The sequence below is a fragment of the Flavobacterium sp. PL02 genome (genome assembly GCF_035013205.1).
GTDB lineage: Bacteria > Bacteroidota > Bacteroidia > Flavobacteriales > Flavobacteriaceae > Flavobacterium.
Map to the genome: position 1 here is coordinate 1 of NZ_JAYGJP010000005.1, position 21,330 is coordinate 21,330.

Below are 21,330 nucleotides of genomic sequence, written 5' to 3' on the forward strand. Positions count from 1 at the left end.
GTGTTCTACTAAAAAATCAGGCAGCATAAATTTTAAAAGGTCTATAGGAGTCATCTCAAATTCTTAGATTACAAAGTTCTTATTTTATTTTGACATTCCTCCCCAGGTTTTGTTCTTGATCCACATTAACTATACCTAACTTGGTATCGTTTACTATACTTATTCCATATATATATATTCCAGCCACGAAATGGAGTATATTTTTACCAATATCAGTATTATTTGCTAAGTCAACCATTTGGAGCTTATTCATTAAAACATATGTTTTATCCAACGTTTGTTTAAATTGCTCAGTATAAACATCATTAAAAGTTTCTCCTGTTTGCTTACACTTGATAAGAATCCAGTTGCCAGGATCTTCTTCTTCTATTTCCTTCCAAACGGAAAGATGGTCATTCATCATTACGCCCCATTCATCAACATCACGCATAATATCGAATACCAAATCAAATTCCTTACGGTCAAACCTGTCCTCTATTATCCATATTGCATATGTGTACATTCTCAAGAGAATTACGTCTCTGCGATTTTCAAGGTATTCATCAAAAGATTGTGACCATCTGTCTACTTTGTGTTCAGTCTGACAGCCTTCAAAAAACTCGACCATGATCAATAGATAATATTTTTTTAAATAATCATCTACTCCAGATAGAAATCCGATCATTGCTTTTATAAATTCGAGGATACTTGTAGGTAACGTCGGATCAGGATTTAATGTTTTTAGACATTTGATTGCGAAATCTGTCATAAAATTTTTATCACCTTGGGAGGAATCATCTATATCGATAAGGGTTACTGTTAAAACAAAGTTTAAAAATAGTTTATCATAATTTTTGCTTGTTGGGAAGAAATATATTGGAACATATACCAAGTCTTCGTGACATCGTGGACTTGTTTTTTCATACTGTTTAAACCATTTCATAAATCTGCTCCTTAAAGGGAGATGATATGGATTTATTTTGAAATATTCAGTCAGTATAACTTCAACAGGATCTTCAAATGAAGGATCATAACTTTTAATTTCATTCCGAGTGATTTTTCGGAGTTGTTCAAAAAAAGAAGGATTTGGGAGCGTGTTGTTTTGCATAAAAATGATTTTTTAAAAGATTAGAATTTATACAGGGTCTAAAGAAAATTAATGAAATTATATTTGTTCTAGTTTTTCTTATGCTTCAGCTCAGTTTCCAATGCTAATCATTCGTGTAAAGTGGAGCATAAACTGTGATAATTCTTAGCTCAATAAAGCCAGAGATACTCTGTGAATTCATTGATTTTTTATAATTGTTGCATGATGAGAGGGAGACAAAGTTGTGAAAGGATATTTAAATTTATTGCAGATCAGCTCCAGAGTGCTAAAATTTGTGTAATTTGTAATTATTTGATTTTGAATTAATTAGATATGATAATTTAAAAAAATATTTAATGTGAAATTATTTTTTTTTCATTGAAAATAGATGTTTAATGCAAAAATATTTGAAGCACTATATTCATGTAAATTATTTAAATCAAAAAAAAAATTTATCCACAGGTTTTAGATATGGTTCAGTCTCTTAGTCTTTTAAACATAAATTTGATGTTGAACTTATTACTTTTAGATTGATAAAATTTTACTACTTCACATGATTTTTAGATTGCTTAAATTCTGGCAAACGATTTAATTTTATTGTATTTGGAAATTCGATTAGTTATAATCAAAAAAGCGTCTTATATTTGCACTCGCAATCAGGAAATGAAAGCGACATACTGGAGAAATGGCAGAGCGGTCGAATGCGGCAGTCTTGAAAACTGTTGACTGTAACAGGTCCGGGGGTTCGAATCCCTCTTTCTCCGCCAGACGAAGTTTCAAAAGAAACTTTAAGAGTCAAAAGCCTTTAAATACTAGTATTTAAAGGCTTTTTTGTTTTTTGTACTTTGTCAAAGAACACATATATTATCAAAGCACGGTGACCCTATAGGTGACCCTATTTTTTTTCACGAAAAAAGTGGAAAAAGGGTCACTAAAAAACAATGGATTCCTCGGGAATTCCTTAAAAACACTACAAACTTTCAGCGCTTTTAAATCAATTTGATTATTAATTTAAAATCGTGAGTTATGTTAAAAGTAATTTTTTATCTAAAATCAGGTAAGTTTAACAAAAAGGGAGAATCTCCCATTTACGCCCGCATCTCATTCAAGAAGCAATCTATTACATTGGCAACAGGTAAATCAATCTTAAAAGACAGATGGCAATTTACCGACAACTTAAGATGTGTTCTTAAACTTGAAAAAGAAAAGGTAATCAAAAGCACTATGGATATTTTTCTTTTGAATTTGGAAAAGAAATTTAATCATCTGCTTAAAATTGATCCAGAGTTTTCTCTACAATTGCTTAAGAATGAATTTAAGGGAAAAAGCACTACAAAGGCGAACGACATTAGCATAGTAGAAATCATGGAAAGACACAATGAGTTCTTTCAAAGAAAGGTCGATGCAGGTGAACGATCTATCGCATCTCACCAAAAATATGAGCGTGCAAAAGATTTACTGGTGTCTTTCATGACGAAACAGTATGGAATGACGGATATGTCTTTAAATGACGTGACCAATTCCTATGTTTATAATCTTGAATCATTTCTTAAATACGATAGTCATTTTAAAGGCAAGATAGGCATCCAAAACAATTCTGTAGTGAAATACATTAGAATGTATAAAACAGCCTGTAAATACAGTGTTAGAATGGGGTTAATAGATAAAGATCCATTTAGTGTTTATGATGGTAAAATATATGTGACTGACGCTATATTTCTTACTCAAGAAGAATTAGATCGAATTGAAAGTAAAAATTTCTCAATTAAACGACTAGAGCTAGTTAAAGATGTTTTTCTGTTTAGTTGTTATACGGGGTATGCTCCGGTAGATGCTGCGAATCTTACATCAAATAACATATCGGAAGATAGTTATGGCAATCTTTGGATAATAACCTATCGAGCAAAAACAGCAATTCGGGCAAATGTTCCTGTTCTTCCCCCCACCCAGACAATTATTAATAAATATCGAAATCTGCAAATTGGATTAATACCGCAGATATCAAATCAGAAGATGAATGCCTATCTTAAAGAGATAGCTGACCTTTGTGGCATCGATAAACATCTTACGTGGTATGTAGCCAGACATACATTTGCAACAACAGTGACATTAGGTAATGGAGTTAGGATAGAGAATGTTTCTGCTATGATGGGACATACAAACATTAAGCAGACGCAGCATTACGCTAAGGTTTTGGATGTTAACGTGATGGAAGATATGTCAAAATTAAAACAGAAGTATAGTTAATTTGCAAGGAAGGGTTACATGAAGTTATTTAATACAAAAGGCAAGTAATTCATAACTGAATCACTTGCCTTTTTTCTGTGTCTTTATGGGTAATCACATGTTACTTATTCTTAATGCCTATTCTCATTCAGAATCTTTTCTATTTTACTGGCTTCATATAAGAAGATATCACCCATTTTGGTATAGGGTAATATACCTGTTTGCCGGTACTTAATAATAGTATTGTTTGACAGTCTGAAGATTTTTTTTAGATCTTCATTTCTATAATATCGTAAGGTCTGCTTGGTATCGTTCCCTTTAATTTTAGAATCTATTTTTTCCAGTCTGGCATATAAAGGATCCAGTAATTGCTTAATTGCTACGATATAAGAAGTTTTTGTTTCTTTAGACATAAACGATAGTTTTTAGTTTTTGTAATGATATAGGCTACCAACAAATTAGTTTCTCTCGACGTTTTTGAAGTGTACCGATAATATTTTCAAGGAATCTGATCTGTTTGTCTTTATAGGTAAAACCTTTTGCTTCAGAAAACTGTTTACTTATCGTATCGATGTCAGTTTGAAGTCCGCCATCTCCAGCATATGTAAAATTGTCCTCTATAAAAACCTGAATTTTATTTCTGTTGCGTTTCTGATTATGGTCATCAAAAAAGAAAATTTTTTCATCCATGAGAATATAGAAAAGTTGTGCTAAATCACTTTTGTTTAAGTAAGTACAACATTTTTCCTTTGTTAAATGATTGAATGATAATCCCTTTTTGCTTGAACTGTTATCAAAAAAACGTTCCATTCCCTCCATTTTTCCATACAAGTCTGCAACAGCTTCGGGAAGCTCTTCAAATGTGAATTTTTTCATAGTATTGTCACTTTTGCAATTTTCACTTCTACTTATTGGAGCGAGAAAGGAAATATATTTTACTCCTCTTATACTTATTGCGTGTTGGCTCATACTTTATATAGCCGTACTCATTTAATTGTCGCATACATTTATGATACGTTTTGGGAGAGTAGATTTTAGCAATAGCTATAATTTCAGATCGGTATACCAAAATGGGATTAATAAAACCTTTATCAACTCTAAATTGAAGAAGAGCAGCATACATACCAATATGGACGATACTAATTCGCTCATCTTTTTTTATGGCTTCAAAGAAATCGGATAAAGGTTTTAAAGTTTCCATTGGAGCAGAATTTTTAGCTTATATGCATACCAGTACGTTTGGAATGAGTTTCTTGTTGAGTTTCATTTGTCTTTTGCAGTTCCTTTACGCTTTCCATTGTATTGTTTCCTAAAGCACTTGCTAGTGTAATCTTTTTGGCATTCTCATCATAAATATTTACAGATTTAAATTGCGGATTGGCTTCGATATAAAACCGATGTTCGTTTCCGTTTTTTGTTAAGGTCACGCATTGCCTGTTTCCTTGTTTTAAATTATCCAGTAATTTATCTGATTCCGTTCTATTCAAAAGTTCCTTTACTGGTAACTGCTCTATTGCTTTTTGAAGATTGTATCCGTATCCTGAGTGAAATTCTTTGAAACGATGATTGCCAAAGGAATCCTTGTCATTAAGATCCAGCTGAATCCAAGTTCCTTCTTTCTCAATGGCTCTCCCGGCAAGTAGATTATAAGCTTGTGTTGTGGTCACAGAATTTCCTTCCTGCATTTTAAAGAACTGTTGTCTATTTTGATCCGGTTTTAATTCATTTTGTAAAGTAGTTTTATAGCTTTCAAATTGATACTTTCCAGATTCATCTTTTCTAAAAGACAACTCATGATTAAGCCTTTCTTTTTCATTAACGTAGTACGAAACTGGTATACTGAACTCTGGGTGTCCCTGTCGCACGTTTTGATCAATTACACTCGAGAGATTAGTAAAACCAATACGCTGCACCTGCTGATGCAGCGCTTGGTTATTTTGTTCCTCTTCTTTAGCCTCTTTCCGAACTGCAATTTGATCTATGAGTGGTGCAACGACCAGCTTACGAATAAGACGCACTAATAAGTTCGGATAAAGCTGTTTTAGTATCTTGTTTTTTTCCTGCCTTAGAAGCTGTAAAGCGATCCGTTCTTCAATATTATTGGTTCCCTTATATTTTGTAGCAATACGTTCGTAGTGATATAACTTTTCTTTAAGTAGTGCTCTATTTTTTGAAAGACTGAAATTAAATAGTTTGCTGAAACGTTCTTCCCTTGAGCGCCATTGGTTTAATTCCATCTCCACTCTGTTATTAGGAATTTGATCTTTCATTACTCAGAATTTTATTGATTATCTACTAAATAGAACTGGATTGGCTTTTCCTCTTTTTCTTTGCTTCCTTAGGTACTTCAGGGCCGTCATCATCCGTGCTTTGATTTTGTTTTCTGCTATTTTGTTTTACAGAAACTTCTTCACCTTCAGATTGTTTTTCCTCTTTAGCATGGCGATTGTCGATACGATTCATGTTTGTATCATACACATTGATAGTCTTGAATTGTGGACTGGCTTCGATGTATTGTTTGATTTCATTTCCATCTTTCAAAAATGTTGCGGATTGGAGATTTCCCTTTTTCATAGAATCCATTAAGTCTTCTTTGTACTTCGGATTTTCCAGTTCTTTGATAGAATGCTTAGCTAAAGTTGCTTCAAGATCATAACCGTAATTCTGATGGTATTGGTTCAATTTAAAGTTTCCATTGGTATCAGCCTGTTTAAAGTCGAGCTGCAACCAAGAATTGTATAGTTCCCCTTCTTTGTTGGTAAGATCTTTATTTACAGCTCTTCCTTCCAAAAGATTGTACGCTTCCTTCATAGTGATGTTGCTCCCTTTGTTGATATAAAAAGTTTGTTCTAAAGCCTCTTTAGAGTCTTCTTTATGAAGCTCCACTTTGTAAGAGTTAAAGAAATACATATCACTTTCGTTCGACTTCTTGAAATTTAATGTTGCCTCAGTAGTATCATCGCCGTACTTCGCCGTATAATTCAAAGTGAAATTTGGTTCTTCTTTTTGCATCTTTTCCTTTAACTCGCTTTCCAATCCTTCACCGAAACCGGTGTACTTAACTTGGTCTTTTAAGTATTCAAAATTTTTCTCGTTCATGATTACATTCTTTAAATGATTAATAGTTTACAATTTTGGCAATACAGTTACCTTGACCAGCTTTGTATTATTGACATGAAGTTCCAAATGCCTGCCACCATTTTTTTCCATAAGTTGTATGGCAAGGTATTTTTTCTCAGGAATTGTAAATTTTGGCAAGGCAAATACAAATGTATTTTCCGCTTCTCCTTCTATTTTTGGTTCATTATTAAGAACATAAAGTGGCGTAATTTCGATCTCCTGTGAGGCAGTTCTCTTGACCTTTTTAGTGTCCCTAATATAGAAACGTAATTGATCAATGTCGTAATTGATTTTAGAAGTGTTCGTAACATTTATCCTATAATACATGACATCATCGCGAATAAAAATTCCATTGAGTGCAAATGCAATATCATATTTACTTTCTCTTTCACCGTATACTTTTTTCTTATCATAATAAGCCAATTTGGAATACTGCTCAACATCCTGATCATTGATATTCTCTTCAGAAAAGTAAATCTCTTGTTCTTTGGGTTTACTTTTGTTTAAAGTGAGATTCAATTGTGGTGACTGCTCGTCGTAATTCAATACGAAAGAATAGAGTTTCCCGTCGGCTGTGACCACTGTAAGGTTGGTCTGGAAAAATCCCCTTTGGGCTGCCTTGATCTGAAGAATGTTTTCAAGCCCTTTTGCTTTTTGTACCAATATGTCCTGACTTCCCTTGTCTACGCTTTTAATTGCAAAAGGAAATACGATGTTGGTAGTTTTTGAATAGGCGATCAATAATGAATCGGACTCAATTTTAGAAAGACCATTTTTAGTTGATTGTTGTGCAAATGCACTAATAGCGATAAGGAATACATACCCGATCATCCATAGATTAAAATTTTTCATAATATTAATTTTTAGTTTTTAGTTGGAATCTTTTTGTTTCTGTTTTTCGTCACGAAGTAGTACCTGATAACCTGCCTTTACAACTACTTTGATTAGTTTTACTTTTTTACTCAGGAGACTTTTGGCAGCTTCAATACCAGCGCCAGCAGCTTGAGATCCCCAGGAATCATCAAGTGAGGCAACACCAAGAGTTTGCATGGAGCGGTCAGCAGATGCTTTGGCAACATCGCGATTGATAGCTCCCGGTATATAAATTCCAGAGAGTCCATCCATGTCGTAAACTGATAAATCAACTGGGAAAAGAGAGTTGTTATACCTAATACTATTGATCTTAATTGCCAGTCTTTCTCCTTTTAGAGATGCGGTGCCAAAAAGGAAGTTATCTTTTGGGATCTGTATACCATTGATAAAGATATCATTGACAAGACGCAATTTAATTGTAGCACCATTGACAATCGTCTGTGTTTGGTGAATGACAGCTTCAACCGCATTTTGTACGTGATCAGTAGTTTCGGCTTGATCAAAGGAATAAAATCCATTATGTGTAGCTTTTCCACCGAAAGTTGCCGTTTTTGCTGGGGTGTTTTGCAATGAAGAAATGTTATCTTCTTTGGTTTTAGTGGCAATCGCAAATACCTGACCCCGTTGCTGTTCTGAAGCTTTCCTTAATTTTTCCTGAACCCTGTCAGGATGCTGGATATCCAGTATGCTTTCGAGCATTCCACTGAGTTGTTGCATTTCAGGATCCTGATCGCTGGTTTGGCTATTCATGGATTGCATCATCTGTTCTAATCGGTCTACATCACCGGAATGTATTGAAGGTTCACTTGATTTTGCATACCTATTTAAATCTCTATTTTGTACTGGAGGCGCCACCGGTGCATTTATTGCTTTTTGTAATGCTTCCAATTTTTGATGTACTTTTTGTTCGTTCGAGTCATGATATACTGATGTATTCAAACCAGTTCGACCTTTTTTGTAGTCGGATTCATTACCATCCTCAGTAGAATCAGTTGGAAAAGATTGACTTAAATAGTTGGGATCTTTTTTTATAAGTTCATCAAGTTTCGCGGAATCAAGAGCTGCCTGATCGTAATAATTCATCTTATCCAGGGCAATACCTTTTTTAAGATTGGCATTAGGAAGTTTTATATTAAAACCTCTTTGTTGCGGTGTCGCTAAATTGGCAGCATCCATCTTTCCACCGCCCAATGCCCAAAATATAGTAGTTATAAATGGCAGTATCAATAATGGCAATACCAAGAGCATTTTACGCTGTTTCAGCACTTTTAGTGATTTTGTTTTTTGTTCCATGATATTATTTTTTTAATTGTGATTGATAATATTGCTCTACCAGTTGGAGACTGTCCAAAAGACCAGGACGAAATCTGACTATGCTGTCGTAGGTCTTTTTTCCTGTCGGACTGCGCCCCAGACTATCTATATGCCTGCGCAAGAGAATAATATTTTCAAATTCGGTTGTACTGATTACCGGATTTACCTTCATAGTTTCATGCTCGAATGCTACCGCGTTTGTTGGTTTATTAATCGGTGTTACAGAGACATTCTTAATTGCATCACCAGTGATACTATTCACAATCAAATAAATGCTACAAGCACCGGTGCCGATTGTAAAACAAAAGAGGATTATAATCCAGTTCAGCCGTGAAAAATGTGAGGTCTTGCGCTCTAGCCAATTAGCACACTTATGTTGCAGTCTAAGATTTGCTTCATCAAATCGTTGCCACAGATTACTTTTAATATCTTCTATAGTAGGATTCTTTTTGCTATTTCTTTTAAAGTTGAATTTCATAATCAGGAATTTATTATTTTCTGTTTTCCGTACTTAAATCTCGATTTTCAATAGTATTCCATCGCTCTATTAAAAAACCGTGAGGATTGTTGTCGCTTCGTGATACATTGCGAAGATTACCTTCGGTTATCAGGTTTCGATGTGCAATGCTCGTTGTACGAATAATTTTCTGAGAAGCATAACATCGGAATCTGTATGGATAAATATTGATGTCAATAGTCACACTATCAATCTGTATAGTCTGACTGATATTTCCTGATATGATACCGGAGTAATAGCCATTTTCTTTTAGATCATAATAGATTCGTTTGGCACTTTCGTCCGCCAAATAAAGGGATTTGGTAACATTACTTTTAATTACTTTATCATCAGGATCAAGAGTAAAGAATAATTTGTGAAAGGTCTTTACATGATCTCGTGCCTCGATAGGTATATTGTCTTTTCGATCAGAAGCATAGGCTTCCAGTGCTTTTCCATTAGCCAGTATATATACTTTGTCCTGCATTTGTGATACTAAACTGAAACTTTTATAAAGTGAAAAACAACAAATTATAATGCAGCCGCTAATTACCAGCATAGTAAAGCCTCGAACATGTCGAAAAGCAGTGTCAATATTTTTCATTTTGCTAAACATGATATTTGTATTTAGGAATTAAGAATTGCCTTTTAATTTATCACCCATATAGCTATCCTTATCTTTAAAATAAGGAGCAGAATTACCCGAACCTGACATACTTTGAGACATACGTCCTGCTGCATTACCCATCGCATCGACAACCATGCCTGCACCTTGAGATGCCGTATTAACCACGGACGTTGTTGAATTACTGAAAATGCTGGTCACTTTTTGACCCAGTGCGCCGCCACCACCGGCATGAACAATATAATTGGCAACTGAAGGGACAGTAAAATATCCAACAATCCCAATAATCATAAATACTAAATAGGCAATATCAATACTGGAAAAGAAGGTATCACCGTACTGATCAACCTGCGCTATGTCAATTTTGAGCATGTTTTCCTGAATTTTTCCGATGATACTGCCAAATATATTGGCAACAGGAAGCCATAAGTAGATATTAATGTAACGGGCCAGCCAGACCGTAAGGGTGTGCTGAAAACCATCAAAGACAGCAATACCAAAGACCAGCGGCCCAAGAATAGAAAGTACTACCAATTGAAAAGTTCGAAGGGTATCAATACAAAGGGAAGCAGCTTCAAATAAAACTCGTAAGACCTCGCTCAGCCACTCTTTTACAGAATTTCGAAAGTTGTAAGAAGCTTTTGACATGGCAAACTTGATATCGTTTCCAATACCCTCCAACATTCCCTGACTGCTTGGATCAGCATCATCATTGGTATATTTAAACCACTTTTCCTGATCCCCTGATCCTGTAGAACCAACATACATTTTCCACGGATCAGTGTCTTTAAGTGCTTCTTCTTTTTCTTTCAATAATCGTTCAATGGCTTTGTTTGACCCATCAACCATAGCAGCTGTCGCTGTAACAGTAGGTTTCATAACGCCATTAATCATATACAATACAGAAGGAAAAATCATAATGCAAAATCCAATCACAAAAGGACGAAACAGTGGGTAGAAGTCGATAGGCTCTGCACTGGCAATATGTCTCCAAACCCTGGATGCGATATACCAGATAGCTCCAAAACCTGCAATTCCCTGTCCAACTCCCAAAAGGTTACTACATAAAGGCATCATCTCATCATACAATTGTTCCAAGACACTATGAAGACTATTCATATCATCTGCCATCCCTTGTGCGTGGCTCGTAAAGGGCAATGTGAATCCTAGGATGGCAAATATTGCCCCCTTCTTTCTATTTATCATAATAAGTAGCTTTTAGTTATTTACTTTGTAGATGTGACGCATTGCATTTACATCATTACGCTGCTTTGCTCGCTGTATAGCCAGGACTGAAGTAGTATTGTTGAAGTTTCTTAGAAACAATAACTTATCCTGCATATCCGTATAAATTTTATCAATTGAAGCCAATCGCTCATCATCTGACATGCGCATTTTATTAGCGGTAATCACTGTGGTGAGTTCGTCAATATTCCTAAGACTTTGTTTAAATAGATTTGCATAGACTTTTTCGAGATAGGCAATCTCATCAGGATTAAAATTGCCATTGTTTCTGAAGCGTTCAAATGCTGTTTTATATTCCTTTACCAAAATCACCTGATAATTAACGATATCCCCAACACGCTTGTAGTTCCGTACCGTTGGACTTACCTGCATGAGCGCATCAAGAAATGTTTCATGAAGGTTAAAATTTCCCTGAGATAAATCTTTCACGGTGTTGTAACCACCAGTCAGCATTTCATAACCTTTTTTCATATCCTTGAGGATCTGTCTGAATTGTGCCAGTTTTTCTATGTTCAGGATAAGTTGCTGCATTTCCTGCATTTGCGCAGTCGCTCGAACCGGGAATAAAAAAACAACAGATACAATTCCGGTAATAACTAATTTTTTCATGGTAGAACAGTTTTAAAACCGCCTAATGAGCGGCTGGTTTTTACATCATTTAATTCCTTCATTCTTGATATAGTCAGCACCCTTGTTTGATTGCTAAAACCTTCACAAAAAATTAGATTCTCTAGCATATTTTGGTAAATCCCGTCGATGCATTTGATTCGCTCATCGTCTTTCATTTCAAGGTCTCCATCGGTTATAATTGTCAAAAGATTGTCCATGTTGTCATCGCAGTTTTCTATCAGGCGTTCAAATACTCTTTTTATATAATCCACTTCATCTCCATGAAACAAATCATCCTGTTGGACCTGCCCATAAATCCGATTATAGCTTTTCAGGATTTTTACCTGAAGTGCTATAATTTCTGTAACTCTCGTGTACTTTTTAATTTTGGGGTTAACATGAGCCAACGAAGTAAAATAATCGGCATGAAGATTAAGTTCTCCTCGTTTGAAGTCCCCGATAGCATTTAGCCCATTTCTTGCCACTGAATACCCCTTTTGTGCATAGCCTATATACATTTTAAGAGCTGCAATTTGTTGGAACATTACTTTTTGTTGACTTGCCTGCGCATACAGGTTTCCTATTGTAACTGCTGCAAAAAGCAGCACTAAAAATATCTTTTTCATCTTTTATCGTTTTATTACGGTATGCCGTAAAATTTCTTAGCCGCATTTACATCACGTTGTGTTTTGGCTCTCTGGATGCTCAGCAATACATTCTGTCTGTTGAATTGCATGAGGTCATCATAGTTGGTGTCAATCTGATCCGCAGCACTATTTATAATTTCCAACCTTTTAGCATCACTCATCTGGGTGGTAAAAGAATCAAGCACTAAAAAAATCTGATCTATATTTTTTAAACTTTCATTCAATATGCCGGAATAGACCCTTTGCATATAATCCAGTTCGGAGCTATTGAAATGAGCATCCTTTTGAAACAAGTCCCATGCTCTTTCATACTCAGCTACCAAACGAACCTGTTTCTCACTAATATCTCTAATACGCTGGTAATAGGTAATGATAGATTTGACTTTTATCAGTTCATCATAGTAATTCTTGTATAGGTCTTTTTGTTTTTGTGTCCAATCAGAAATCTCATCGAGTTTCAGTTTGGATAAGACAGTTTCCAATTTTTTCTGTGCATTCTGTAGCCAGATTGTTTTGTTCTGTAAACGCTGAATCCGAAGGTCAATCGCCTTAATTGCTTTTTTGATGACTGTCTTTATAGCACCAATAATAGGTAAGGCAGCAACCGTTTCCGCTGGTCTTGCGGGTGTGCCTACCAGCAACAGGCAAAGCAGGCATACCAAAATCTTACTCTTTGTTTTCATAATGTTTCATTTAAATTCCATTTCTCATATCTATTGCCAGTGCTGCAATACCTTTTCGGATGTCGCCATCAAATTTTTTGGCGTATGCCTGCACTTTTACTTTTTCGGTTTCCTCGGTAGTGTAGGCTAAGTATTCTTCAAGGGATACTTCAGTACGATAAACTTTAGAAAGCATTCCACCTAAAGAGATAAACACTTCCTTATACTTTTTGTCGGGATCATTTGCCTTGTTTACGGAAAGGACAAGTGCTTTTTCTTTTTCGGTAAGCCCAAGTAATTCCTGAATTTGCTCAAACTTATTTTGGTACTTACTTTGATCCAGTAGTATCTTGCAGTCGCTATTGTTGATGATAGCCTGTTTTACTACAGGTGATGAAATAATATCTTCTACTTCCTGAGTGACTACAATGGCTTCACCAAAGAATTTACGCACAGTCTTGAATAAGTACCGAATATATTCTGCCATTCCTTCCTTGGCAATGGCTTTCCAGGCTTCTTCAATCAATATCATTTTTCGGATTCCTTTGAGCTTGCGCATTTTGCTTATAAAAACTTCCATGATGATAATAGTGACTACTGGAAAAAGTATCGGATGATCCTTAATGTTATCTAACTCAAAAACAATAAAACGTTCTTTTAATAAATCGAGATTTTCGGTAGCATTAAGCAGGTAGTCAAATTCACCTCCTTTGTAATATGGACGCAGTACATACAGGAAATTATTCACATCAAAATCTTTTTCTTTTACGTTGTCACCCTCCAGGATTTTTACAAAATCATCCTTCAGGAAATCATAAAAAGTATTGAAGCATGGAAATAAATTGGAATCACTATCCAGTTTTTCATAGTACAATTGCAATGCATTGGATAGTGCTACATATTCACTTCTATTGAATGTTTCGTTGTCTTTCTTCCATAAAGCAAGCAATAGCGTTTTGATACTTTCTTTTTTTTCAGTATCCAACGTATCCCCATCACTGATATAGAAAGGATTAAACCGGATTGGGTTCTTTTCATCATAGGTAAAATAATAACCACCTACCATATCACACAATCCTTTGTAACTGTGTCCCACATCGACCAAAACAACATGAGTTCCCTGTTCATAATAACTTCTGACCATGTGATTGGTAAAAAAAGACTTTCCGCTTCCCGAAGGACCCAATATGAACTTATTACGATTGGTGCAAATACCCATTTTTACAGGCTCATCACTAATATCCACATGTACAGGTTTCCCAGTTAAGCGGTCACCTAATCGAATACCAATTGGACTAAGTGAAGAACGATAACCAGTTTCCATATTCAGGAAACAGGTCGCTTGTTCTGCGAATGTGTCGAAAGTATCGTTCATAGGAAAGTCTGCTGAGTTTCCCGGAATACCTGCCCAGAAAATCTGTGCAGCACCTACGGTTTCTTGTTTAGCGGCAGCATCCATCTGAGCTAGTGCAGAAGAAACTTTATTCTTAAGATCTTTCAGCTCTTCTTTATCCTGAGTCCATACCAAAACATTAAAATGTGCTTTGACTGGTAAACGCTGCTGACTAAACGCTTCATTCAAAAAATCATTAGTGGCGTCACGAGCGATAAGATTCTCTCTGCTGTATGCGGACAAGGACTGTAACCGTAGTCTTTTACTTTCCAGTTTTTGTAAAGTCTTTTGAAAATCTTCAATGAAGATATACTGATTGTAAATGTGGTTGCAAGAAAGCAATTGACCTAGTGTTGAAGCAAATCCAATGCTAAATTTGGTCTTATCCGTAGAATAACGATCGTAGTTAATTCTCGAACCACACAGAGCAGGTAAGTCGGCAGCATCTCCTAGGCTATATATCTGGCAATGTTTATCTCCAACCTGTAAACCATCATTGAAAGCAATGTCTTTAAAAATAAAGGAGTTCTGCTTTTCAGACAAAAAGCAATACCGTTCGATAAGACCAATCTTCCTGTTATGGCTTCTGAGTTCATCATCTTTAAGACGAGTTAATTTCACAAAGCCGCTATCTTCCAATATGCGTCGGAACTGTCCGGTACTATCAATGAATTCCTGACGCAGTTGCTCTTTCATAGTTTCTTCCGGCACTATTGTAGTGCGAAGTAAATTAGAAAATAATGAACTTGATGTTTTTCTTCCGAGTGGTTTTTTAGTAAGGAATATGTAGCAGGAATGATCCAAAAATGGACGCTCGTTAAAAAAACGTTCGCTGCTTCGGGTAAGAAAACTATTGTCTCCACTGATAAAATCTGGTTGGAACTTACTGTCTATAAACCAGTCTTGTTTGTGAAACACGCTAAATTTTGGAAGTAACTTTATAGCCTTGAGCCATGTCTGATGGAATGCCTCATATTCCTGATCCGATAAAGTAAATATCTCAGGTAGTTCCGCCTTGAATACGACCGTTACATCTCCTTGTTTGGACAGGATGCAATCGTGCTCTACATCCATAATCGGTAAAATATCATCTATCATCTTTTCCATCTTCATCTTTATTTACCACCCATTTCATTTGAGCAAGTTTCACTTCTGCATCATAAATACCTTTCTGCTTTGAGATTTTACAGCCTTTGGTACCTGCCGTTTTGCAAGCGACTTCATCATACCAAATTCCCCATATTTGTGACTCATTTTATAGATTTTCAAAACCAATAGCGTACCTGATATTCCGATAATTCCTATGCAGACAAATGAGGGTAATCCCGCTATATACATTCCCGCAAAAAGAATCATAAGAACAATAACACCACCTCCCAGATACCATATGTATTGTGCTTTAAGACCACGAAATTCTATACTCTGGTTAATTCCTTTATTAATCTGATATACACTATTTGACATACTATACATTTAAAATTTCATCCTGTTGCTACGTCTTATTTCGGAAAATGTCCGATGCTGCCATTTAGCACTATCACTTTCTGTCGTAGTAGAGTGTTTTGATTCTTCATTATTCTGTACCGGTAACTGAATTACTGATTCTACTCCAGATTCTACCGTTTGTTCATTGCTATTGCTATCTAGTGGATTGCTTTGTTTGAGTTGGTTCTCCTGAATTTTTAAGGCTATTTCTCTTTCCAAACTGGAGAGGTCGCTTTTCATTTGTTGCAACTCATGCTCTTTGCTAAAAGCTTTTGTACTTAATTTTTGCAATTCCGGCAACTGATTTTCAATTTCATTCAGGGACTTTTGGTACTTTTCCCTGAGGTGTTCCACCCGGTCAATAGCATTTAGAAAATGACGGGCTGCCAGTTTTGGATTGTCCACATTCGGAGTCCCGCCATTGAAAGTATATTTAATCCCATCCTCTAAACGTTGTGCATAAAAACTGTTGGAGTAGCGGTACTCATACAAACCATCATTTTGATAGGCTTCGCGTTCTCTTTTGATATAGAGTCCAAAATCATATAATTTCCCAATCTGTTTGCATTCATTTTCTCCTTCAGGAGGTTTCCAGTGTTTATAGAGTTCGATAATTTGCTTGCCAATATTCTCGGGATCGGTTACTTTACAATCATATAATTGTATCGGATTCCCTTTAGATCCATCAGGTTCATATTTTAGATTCTTTTTGTAAAAGCTGTCGTCGGTAATTAGCTTATCCAATGTTTTAAAAGTGACTGCTTTTTCCTCCAGCTGATATTCAACCTGATATTTAGTTCTGGAAATTTCCTTATAATGCGCTTTTTTGAGGCTTTCCATTACTGCTACTTTCTTCTCCAATTTTGATTTTTCTAATAAAGAAGTATCACCTGAAAGTACTGCGATGTATTCTGAAAAGTTCATTCCGCTTTGCTCATCCATTGCCCCTTCATCAATAGATCTGACATTCAGTTCACAGTTTTTCATCTGACTGATAAAAGTCTGTTTGTTCTTGAGTAGATTAAATTTGTAATTGTCTAAGGACTGCTCAGTGGCATAAATGAAATTCTTTACTTTATTGTTGTAATGCTGTTTGGCTACTTCGTTCCCTTGTCTGCCACCTCGTCCATTGCGCTGCCCCAAATCCGATGGTCGCCACGGAATATCTAAATGATGCATGGCAACCACACGTTTTTGTACATTAAGCCCGGTACCCGCTTTTTCAGTACTGCCCAACAAAATGCGTATTTCACCAGTATTCATTTTGTAGAACAGCTCTGCTTTCTTTTTATCAGTCCAGTCGTGGATATAGGTAATTTCATGGGCAGGGATATTAAAATCTGCTACTAGTTTTTCTTTTAGCGCATCGTACATATTGAACGCATCCGGTTTAGGAGTTCCGATATCTGAAAAAACGATCTGTGTTCCTTTGTGTATAGCCGAAGCATTGTACATTTCAGCTACATTTCTGGCACATGTATTGACTTTATTGTCGGGATGATCAGCATACTTTTCATCTATAAGCCTCATATCGCAAGCCATTTTTTTAGCGTAATTGGTAGCAATTAGCATTCTTCCGCGATCTTCCTCTCTGGTAAGAGGGGCTCTTCCGATAAGTGTTGCATTACCGGTTTTTGCAAACTGCATAAGCTGTACAATAAACTCGCTCTGCTGGGGTGTTGGGCTAATATTGACAAGCTGTTCCTCAATTTCAGGTTTATCTAGATCAATATGTTTTGCTGTTTTATAATCCGTAATCTCATTATAGAATAATGCCAGTTCCGGAACTTTAATAAAATGACGAAAACGCTCTTTGGCAATAATCTCGTTGGTGACTGAAAATTCAAAATCAGTTGTTTTTCTGGCAAATACGGATGCCCATCCATCAAAGTTTTCTATACGCTGACGTTCCATTTCTTTAGGTCGCAGGTATTTGAATAGTAAATACATCTCGGTAAGACTATTGGAAATAGGAGTTCCCGAAAGAAAGGTCACACACAGATCGGAATCAAATTTCTCTTGAAGAGTCCTTACAGCAAATAACATATTAAGCGCCTTTTGGCTTCCCTGCATATTTCCAATTCCGGCAACACGATCATGACGGGTAGTGAAAGTTAGATTCTTGAATTTGTGTGATTCATCTACAAACAGATGATCGATACCCATTTCTTTAAAGTTGATGCCACTGTCTTTCTTGTCTTCTATATCACTCAGTACTTTTTTTAGTTTACCATCGAGATTGTTTTTTCGTATTTCAAGACCTTTTAATATTTTTTTGGAGATATCGCCTCCCAAATCTCTTGCTGTATCAAGATCTCGTTCTACATTGTCCAGTTCATTTTGGAAAATCTCTTTTTGTATTTCTGGTGATTGTGGAATTTTGCCAAACTGATCATGCGTCAGAATAATACAATCCCAATTGTTATTTTTGATTTCATGGAACAGCCGTACTCTTTTAGCCGGAGTAAAATCATTTTCCCCAGGAGCTAAAATCCTTGCATTGGGATATGCTTTGCGATAAGTTGTAGCAATTTGTTCTACGTTGGCATGTAGCGCAAGTATTGCAGGTTTATGGATAATTCCCAATCGCTTCATTTCATTGGCAGCCACAATCATGGTCAGTGTCTTACCAAGTCCAACCTCATGATCGATTAAAGCGCCCCGGTTCTGAATAATCCTCCATGCAGCATTTTTTTGAGAACTGTATAAATCTTCAATTTCAAGTGCTTTTTTATCCAAACCAGGAAAACTCAAATGACTTCCGTCATACTCACGTAATACATAACAGTTGAATGTTTTGTTATAGAGGCTTTCTAATTCATTCTTATCACTCATGGGCAATTCCTGAAGCCATTCAATAAACCCATTACGGATGTTCTCGATTTTTTGATGCGCCAGTTGAATGGCTTCATTGTCCGGTAATCGAATCGGTTTACCTGCTGGACCGTCTACCTCATAGGTAAAAAACGGAGCCGTGTTTTCAAGTGCATGCTCTAATATGGTGTAGCCGTAAGTAGTTCTTCCACTTTTTGGAGTTACTGCAAATTCCCTGTCGATCTTGGTATTATGCCCCGAACTTACTTTAAAGGTATCTAGTGATGGGAAATAACTAATTTCAGTTGCCTGATCAAATAATTGCCCAGCAAAATTTTCATAGTAATGCATCGGTATCCATCGTTCGCCAAGGTTAAAGTCGAGTAATTCAAAAGGGATGCGTTCTGGTTGTACCTTTTCCAATGCCTGCATTCCTTTATAATACTGTGTGTTTTCAGGATATTGTTGTACCGCCTGTTTAACCTGTTGTAATTTTTCTACCACATTACCACTGAGATACAAATCTGAAGTCTCCCAATCCTGATGCATCGGATTTAGATAAATATGTTGGTTAAGACTTTCTATAACCTCATTTTCTTCAAGACCAGTCGCAGCGGTTATAAATCCTAAATCGACAGTTCCTTTTTCATTCAGACTACGAGCTAGTGCTTCAACGGGATCATCTGTATAATAGCGTTCCTGAAGTTTTATTACAGATTCACTTAAAATATCGGACTTCACATAACGTTCCCCTTCTTTGCGTTCCAGTGAAGAAAGAATGGTGAAACCAAAAGCGGAATCTTGCATGATTAATCTGCGATTCTCCGCGCTATTAAGAATACCATAGTGAGCAACAAATTTGGTATAATACTTATCCAGATTTTCTCGGACTTCTTTACTTGCAGCTTTATCCGATTGTTCTTTTTCAAATAGTTCCAGATAATTATCCCGAATAACAATATAGGAATCGTAAAATTTCAGGTTGCCTTGTGATGGTAACGGTTGAAAAAAGGCTTGTTTATGGGTACCATCTACATCAGTGATAATTCCAACGACTTCTCCAAATCGAACCAGTGTGCCTTCTTTATAAAACGGTTTGAACGAGGCTATTTCTTCATACACTTGCCTTTCCAAATTAAAGGCAGATTCCAGGGTTCTGTCTCCTTCATATACATAGGTATGGTCATACTGCTGAAGTGTATTGGACAACCCCAATAATTCATGGGGCAATAATCCACCATTCATCCAATTGGCTGAAAAGCCATCGATTTCTTTTACATTAGAATATAATTTATAGCAATACCGATTGGACTTGTTTTGTTTGGCGGTAACAAGTACCACATTTTCATGTGTCGGATTATCAGTGGTACGTATGGTACTGAGTATTCTTGCCGTTTTTTTATCTACTATAGTTTCATCAAGCGGATTGATATAATCCATCGCGCGGTTGATATTCTCCGCTGGTACAGTATCAAACAATCCCAGCTGAACGGAAATACCACTTGCTATGCTTCCCGGCATGGGTAAGTAGGTGAATTTTTTACCAGATATTTCAGGTTGCTGAATGACACCTTCTTTTTGGGCTGATACAAAACGCTCTAAACTGAAATTATCTTTTAGTCCACCTCTAATATTTTGTGCCAGAGGATTTGCTATAGAGTTAATGTCGCCACTTTGTCTAACACTTTGATGCGCCTGTCCATATTGGTTTTTACCAGCAAAAACTTCATCTCCAATAAGAAGTTCAGGTCTATTGTACAGGTATTTATTGGTATTGTATTTTCCAAACTCATTTTCCAGTTCAACGGTTTGCAGCAGTTCATTTTCATCGTCAGACAAGGTTTCCTTGTGCTCATTTTTCTGCACAATTAGCAAATGATTGGGAGCATCTGTATTACCTGTTTCTTTCATCAGGTTATCAGGCATAACAGCCACACTCACAAAATCTGCATTTTGAAAAAGATACTCCCGTACATTCTGATTTGAAGGACTATTTAAAAAACCGTCTGTTGTGATGTAAGCCATAAGACCACCATCAGCGAGTTTATCCAGTCCTTTTGCAAAGAAATAATTGTGAATTTTTCCGGAGATTGCTTTGTCGGGATAAGCCGGGTCATAAACTGAAAAATTACCAAAGGGAATATTACTCACTACAAGATCATAACTGCCATTATTATTTATGGGTGCTTCCTCCAATCCTATGATATGAGTGGTACTTTTTGTTGTCAGCGTACTGTTTAATACCGAAAGCACCAAACCGCTCAATCTGTCTTTCTCGATAGCTGTAATTTGTTCTAAATTTGGAAAAGCCTTATCTGCTTCCGTAATAAAAATACCGGAACCTGCTGATGGTTCGTATAGTCTTTTGGGACTAATGTCTTCTTCTTGCAAAACAGTGTACAGAGTTTTGGGTACAATCTCTGGAGTGTAAAATGCTGTTAGTACACTGTTGCGTAGCGAAGAAACAACCGCATTATAATCCTTTTCAGAATAGTGTTGCTGTAGTAATTCGTGCAGCCGAATCATCTCTGAATGTAGTTTCTGGTCTTCGATAGTCGCTCCCGATTTAATCCAATCTTCGGCAGTACCATTAGGGTATAATACAGCTTTGATACCTCCAAAGCCAGCATATGCCTTAAGTGTCGCAATAGCTTCTTCCGATAAAACATCACCTTGCTGCCATTGCATTGCAATGGTAATCGCCTCGATGTTGGTGCTTAGTTTTTGAGATAGATTGTACGCCATAATTACTCCT

At 36.2% G+C, this 21,330-nt stretch carries 18 protein-coding genes and 1 tRNA gene; 2 read left to right on the forward strand and 17 right to left on the reverse strand.

Features of this window, described 5'->3' with window-relative positions:
• Positions 1-79: 79 nt before the first annotated feature.
• A complete protein-coding gene (locus tag SHI72_RS15090) occupies positions 80-1,087 on the reverse strand; it encodes a terpene synthase family protein (RefSeq protein ID WP_323490502.1) in 1,008 nt (335 codons plus the stop codon).
• 658 nt (positions 1,088-1,745) lie between these two features.
• Here SHI72_RS15090 and SHI72_RS15095 point away from each other — a divergent pair.
• Positions 1,746-1,833 (forward strand) — tRNA-Ser (locus SHI72_RS15095).
• Between the two features lie 259 nt (positions 1,834-2,092).
• Entirely contained in the window at positions 2,093-3,313 is a 1,221-nt protein-coding gene (locus tag SHI72_RS15100; protein WP_323490503.1) for a site-specific integrase, read from the forward strand.
• Between the two features lie 110 nt (positions 3,314-3,423).
• Here SHI72_RS15100 and SHI72_RS15105 read toward each other — a convergent pair whose 3' ends face one another.
• The 16 genes from SHI72_RS15105 to SHI72_RS15180 are packed head-to-tail and all read right to left on the reverse strand — an operon-like array spanning position 3,424 to position 21,320.
• Complete coding sequence (locus tag SHI72_RS15105) at positions 3,424-3,705, reverse strand: DNA-binding protein (protein ID WP_323490504.1); 282 nt, start codon at positions 3,703-3,705, stop codon at positions 3,424-3,426.
• 34 nt (positions 3,706-3,739) lie between these two features.
• Complete coding sequence (locus SHI72_RS15110) at positions 3,740-4,168, reverse strand: hypothetical protein (protein ID WP_323490505.1); 429 nt, start codon at positions 4,166-4,168, stop codon at positions 3,740-3,742.
• Positions 4,169-4,196: 28 nt separating this feature from the next.
• Positions 4,197-4,493, reverse strand: coding sequence for a hypothetical protein (locus tag SHI72_RS15115; RefSeq protein WP_323490506.1), 297 nt, complete (start codon positions 4,491-4,493; stop codon positions 4,197-4,199).
• Between the two features lie 13 nt (positions 4,494-4,506).
• Positions 4,507-5,562: a hypothetical protein gene (locus SHI72_RS15120; protein ID WP_323490507.1), complete on the reverse strand. Its 1,056-nt coding sequence runs from the start codon at positions 5,560-5,562 to the stop codon at positions 4,507-4,509.
• Between the two features lie 25 nt (positions 5,563-5,587).
• Positions 5,588-6,391, reverse strand: coding sequence for a hypothetical protein (locus SHI72_RS15125; RefSeq protein WP_323490508.1), 804 nt, complete (start codon positions 6,389-6,391; stop codon positions 5,588-5,590).
• Positions 6,392-6,418: 27 nt separating this feature from the next.
• On the reverse strand, positions 6,419-7,264 hold the full coding sequence (gene traN, locus SHI72_RS15130) for a conjugative transposon protein TraN (RefSeq protein ID WP_323490509.1): 846 nt from the start codon (positions 7,262-7,264) through the stop codon (positions 6,419-6,421).
• Between the two features lie 18 nt (positions 7,265-7,282).
• Positions 7,283-8,578, reverse strand: a complete 1,296-nt coding sequence (gene traM, locus SHI72_RS15135; protein WP_323490510.1) for a conjugative transposon protein TraM — start codon at positions 8,576-8,578, stop codon at positions 7,283-7,285.
• Positions 8,579-8,582: 4 nt separating this feature from the next.
• Positions 8,583-9,077 (reverse strand): hypothetical protein, encoded by a 495-nt coding sequence (locus tag SHI72_RS15140; protein ID WP_323490511.1) that lies wholly within the window; start codon positions 9,075-9,077, stop codon positions 8,583-8,585.
• Positions 9,078-9,090: 13 nt separating this feature from the next.
• Positions 9,091-9,711, reverse strand: a complete 621-nt coding sequence (gene traK / locus SHI72_RS15145) for a conjugative transposon protein TraK (protein ID WP_323490512.1) — start codon at positions 9,709-9,711, stop codon at positions 9,091-9,093.
• A gap of 18 nt (positions 9,712-9,729) precedes the next feature.
• Positions 9,730-10,926, reverse strand: coding sequence for a conjugative transposon protein TraJ (traJ, locus tag SHI72_RS15150; RefSeq protein WP_323490513.1), 1,197 nt, complete (start codon positions 10,924-10,926; stop codon positions 9,730-9,732).
• Between the two features lie 12 nt (positions 10,927-10,938).
• The gene (locus SHI72_RS15155) at positions 10,939-11,574 is read right to left on the reverse strand and encodes a TerB family tellurite resistance protein (protein WP_323490514.1); all 636 of its coding nucleotides are present in this window, start codon (positions 11,572-11,574) and stop codon (positions 10,939-10,941) included.
• The gene (locus tag SHI72_RS15160) at positions 11,571-12,200 is read right to left on the reverse strand and encodes a hypothetical protein (protein ID WP_323490515.1); all 630 of its coding nucleotides are present in this window, start codon (positions 12,198-12,200) and stop codon (positions 11,571-11,573) included. Before SHI72_RS15160 ends, SHI72_RS15155 begins: the two co-directional genes overlap by 4 nt.
• A 14-nt stretch (positions 12,201-12,214) precedes the next feature.
• Entirely contained in the window at positions 12,215-12,904 is a 690-nt protein-coding gene (locus tag SHI72_RS15165) for a conjugal transfer protein TraI (protein ID WP_323490516.1), read from the reverse strand.
• 10 nt (positions 12,905-12,914) lie between these two features.
• Positions 12,915-15,383, reverse strand: a complete 2,469-nt coding sequence (locus SHI72_RS15170) for a TraG family conjugative transposon ATPase (RefSeq protein WP_323490517.1) — start codon at positions 15,381-15,383, stop codon at positions 12,915-12,917.
• A 39-nt stretch (positions 15,384-15,422) separates the two neighbouring features.
• A complete protein-coding gene (locus SHI72_RS15175) occupies positions 15,423-15,749 on the reverse strand; it encodes a DUF4133 domain-containing protein (RefSeq protein WP_323490518.1) in 327 nt (108 codons plus the stop codon).
• Entirely contained in the window at positions 15,750-21,320 is a 5,571-nt protein-coding gene (locus SHI72_RS15180; RefSeq protein ID WP_323490519.1) for a helicase-related protein, read from the reverse strand.
• Positions 21,321-21,330 lie beyond the last annotated feature (10 nt).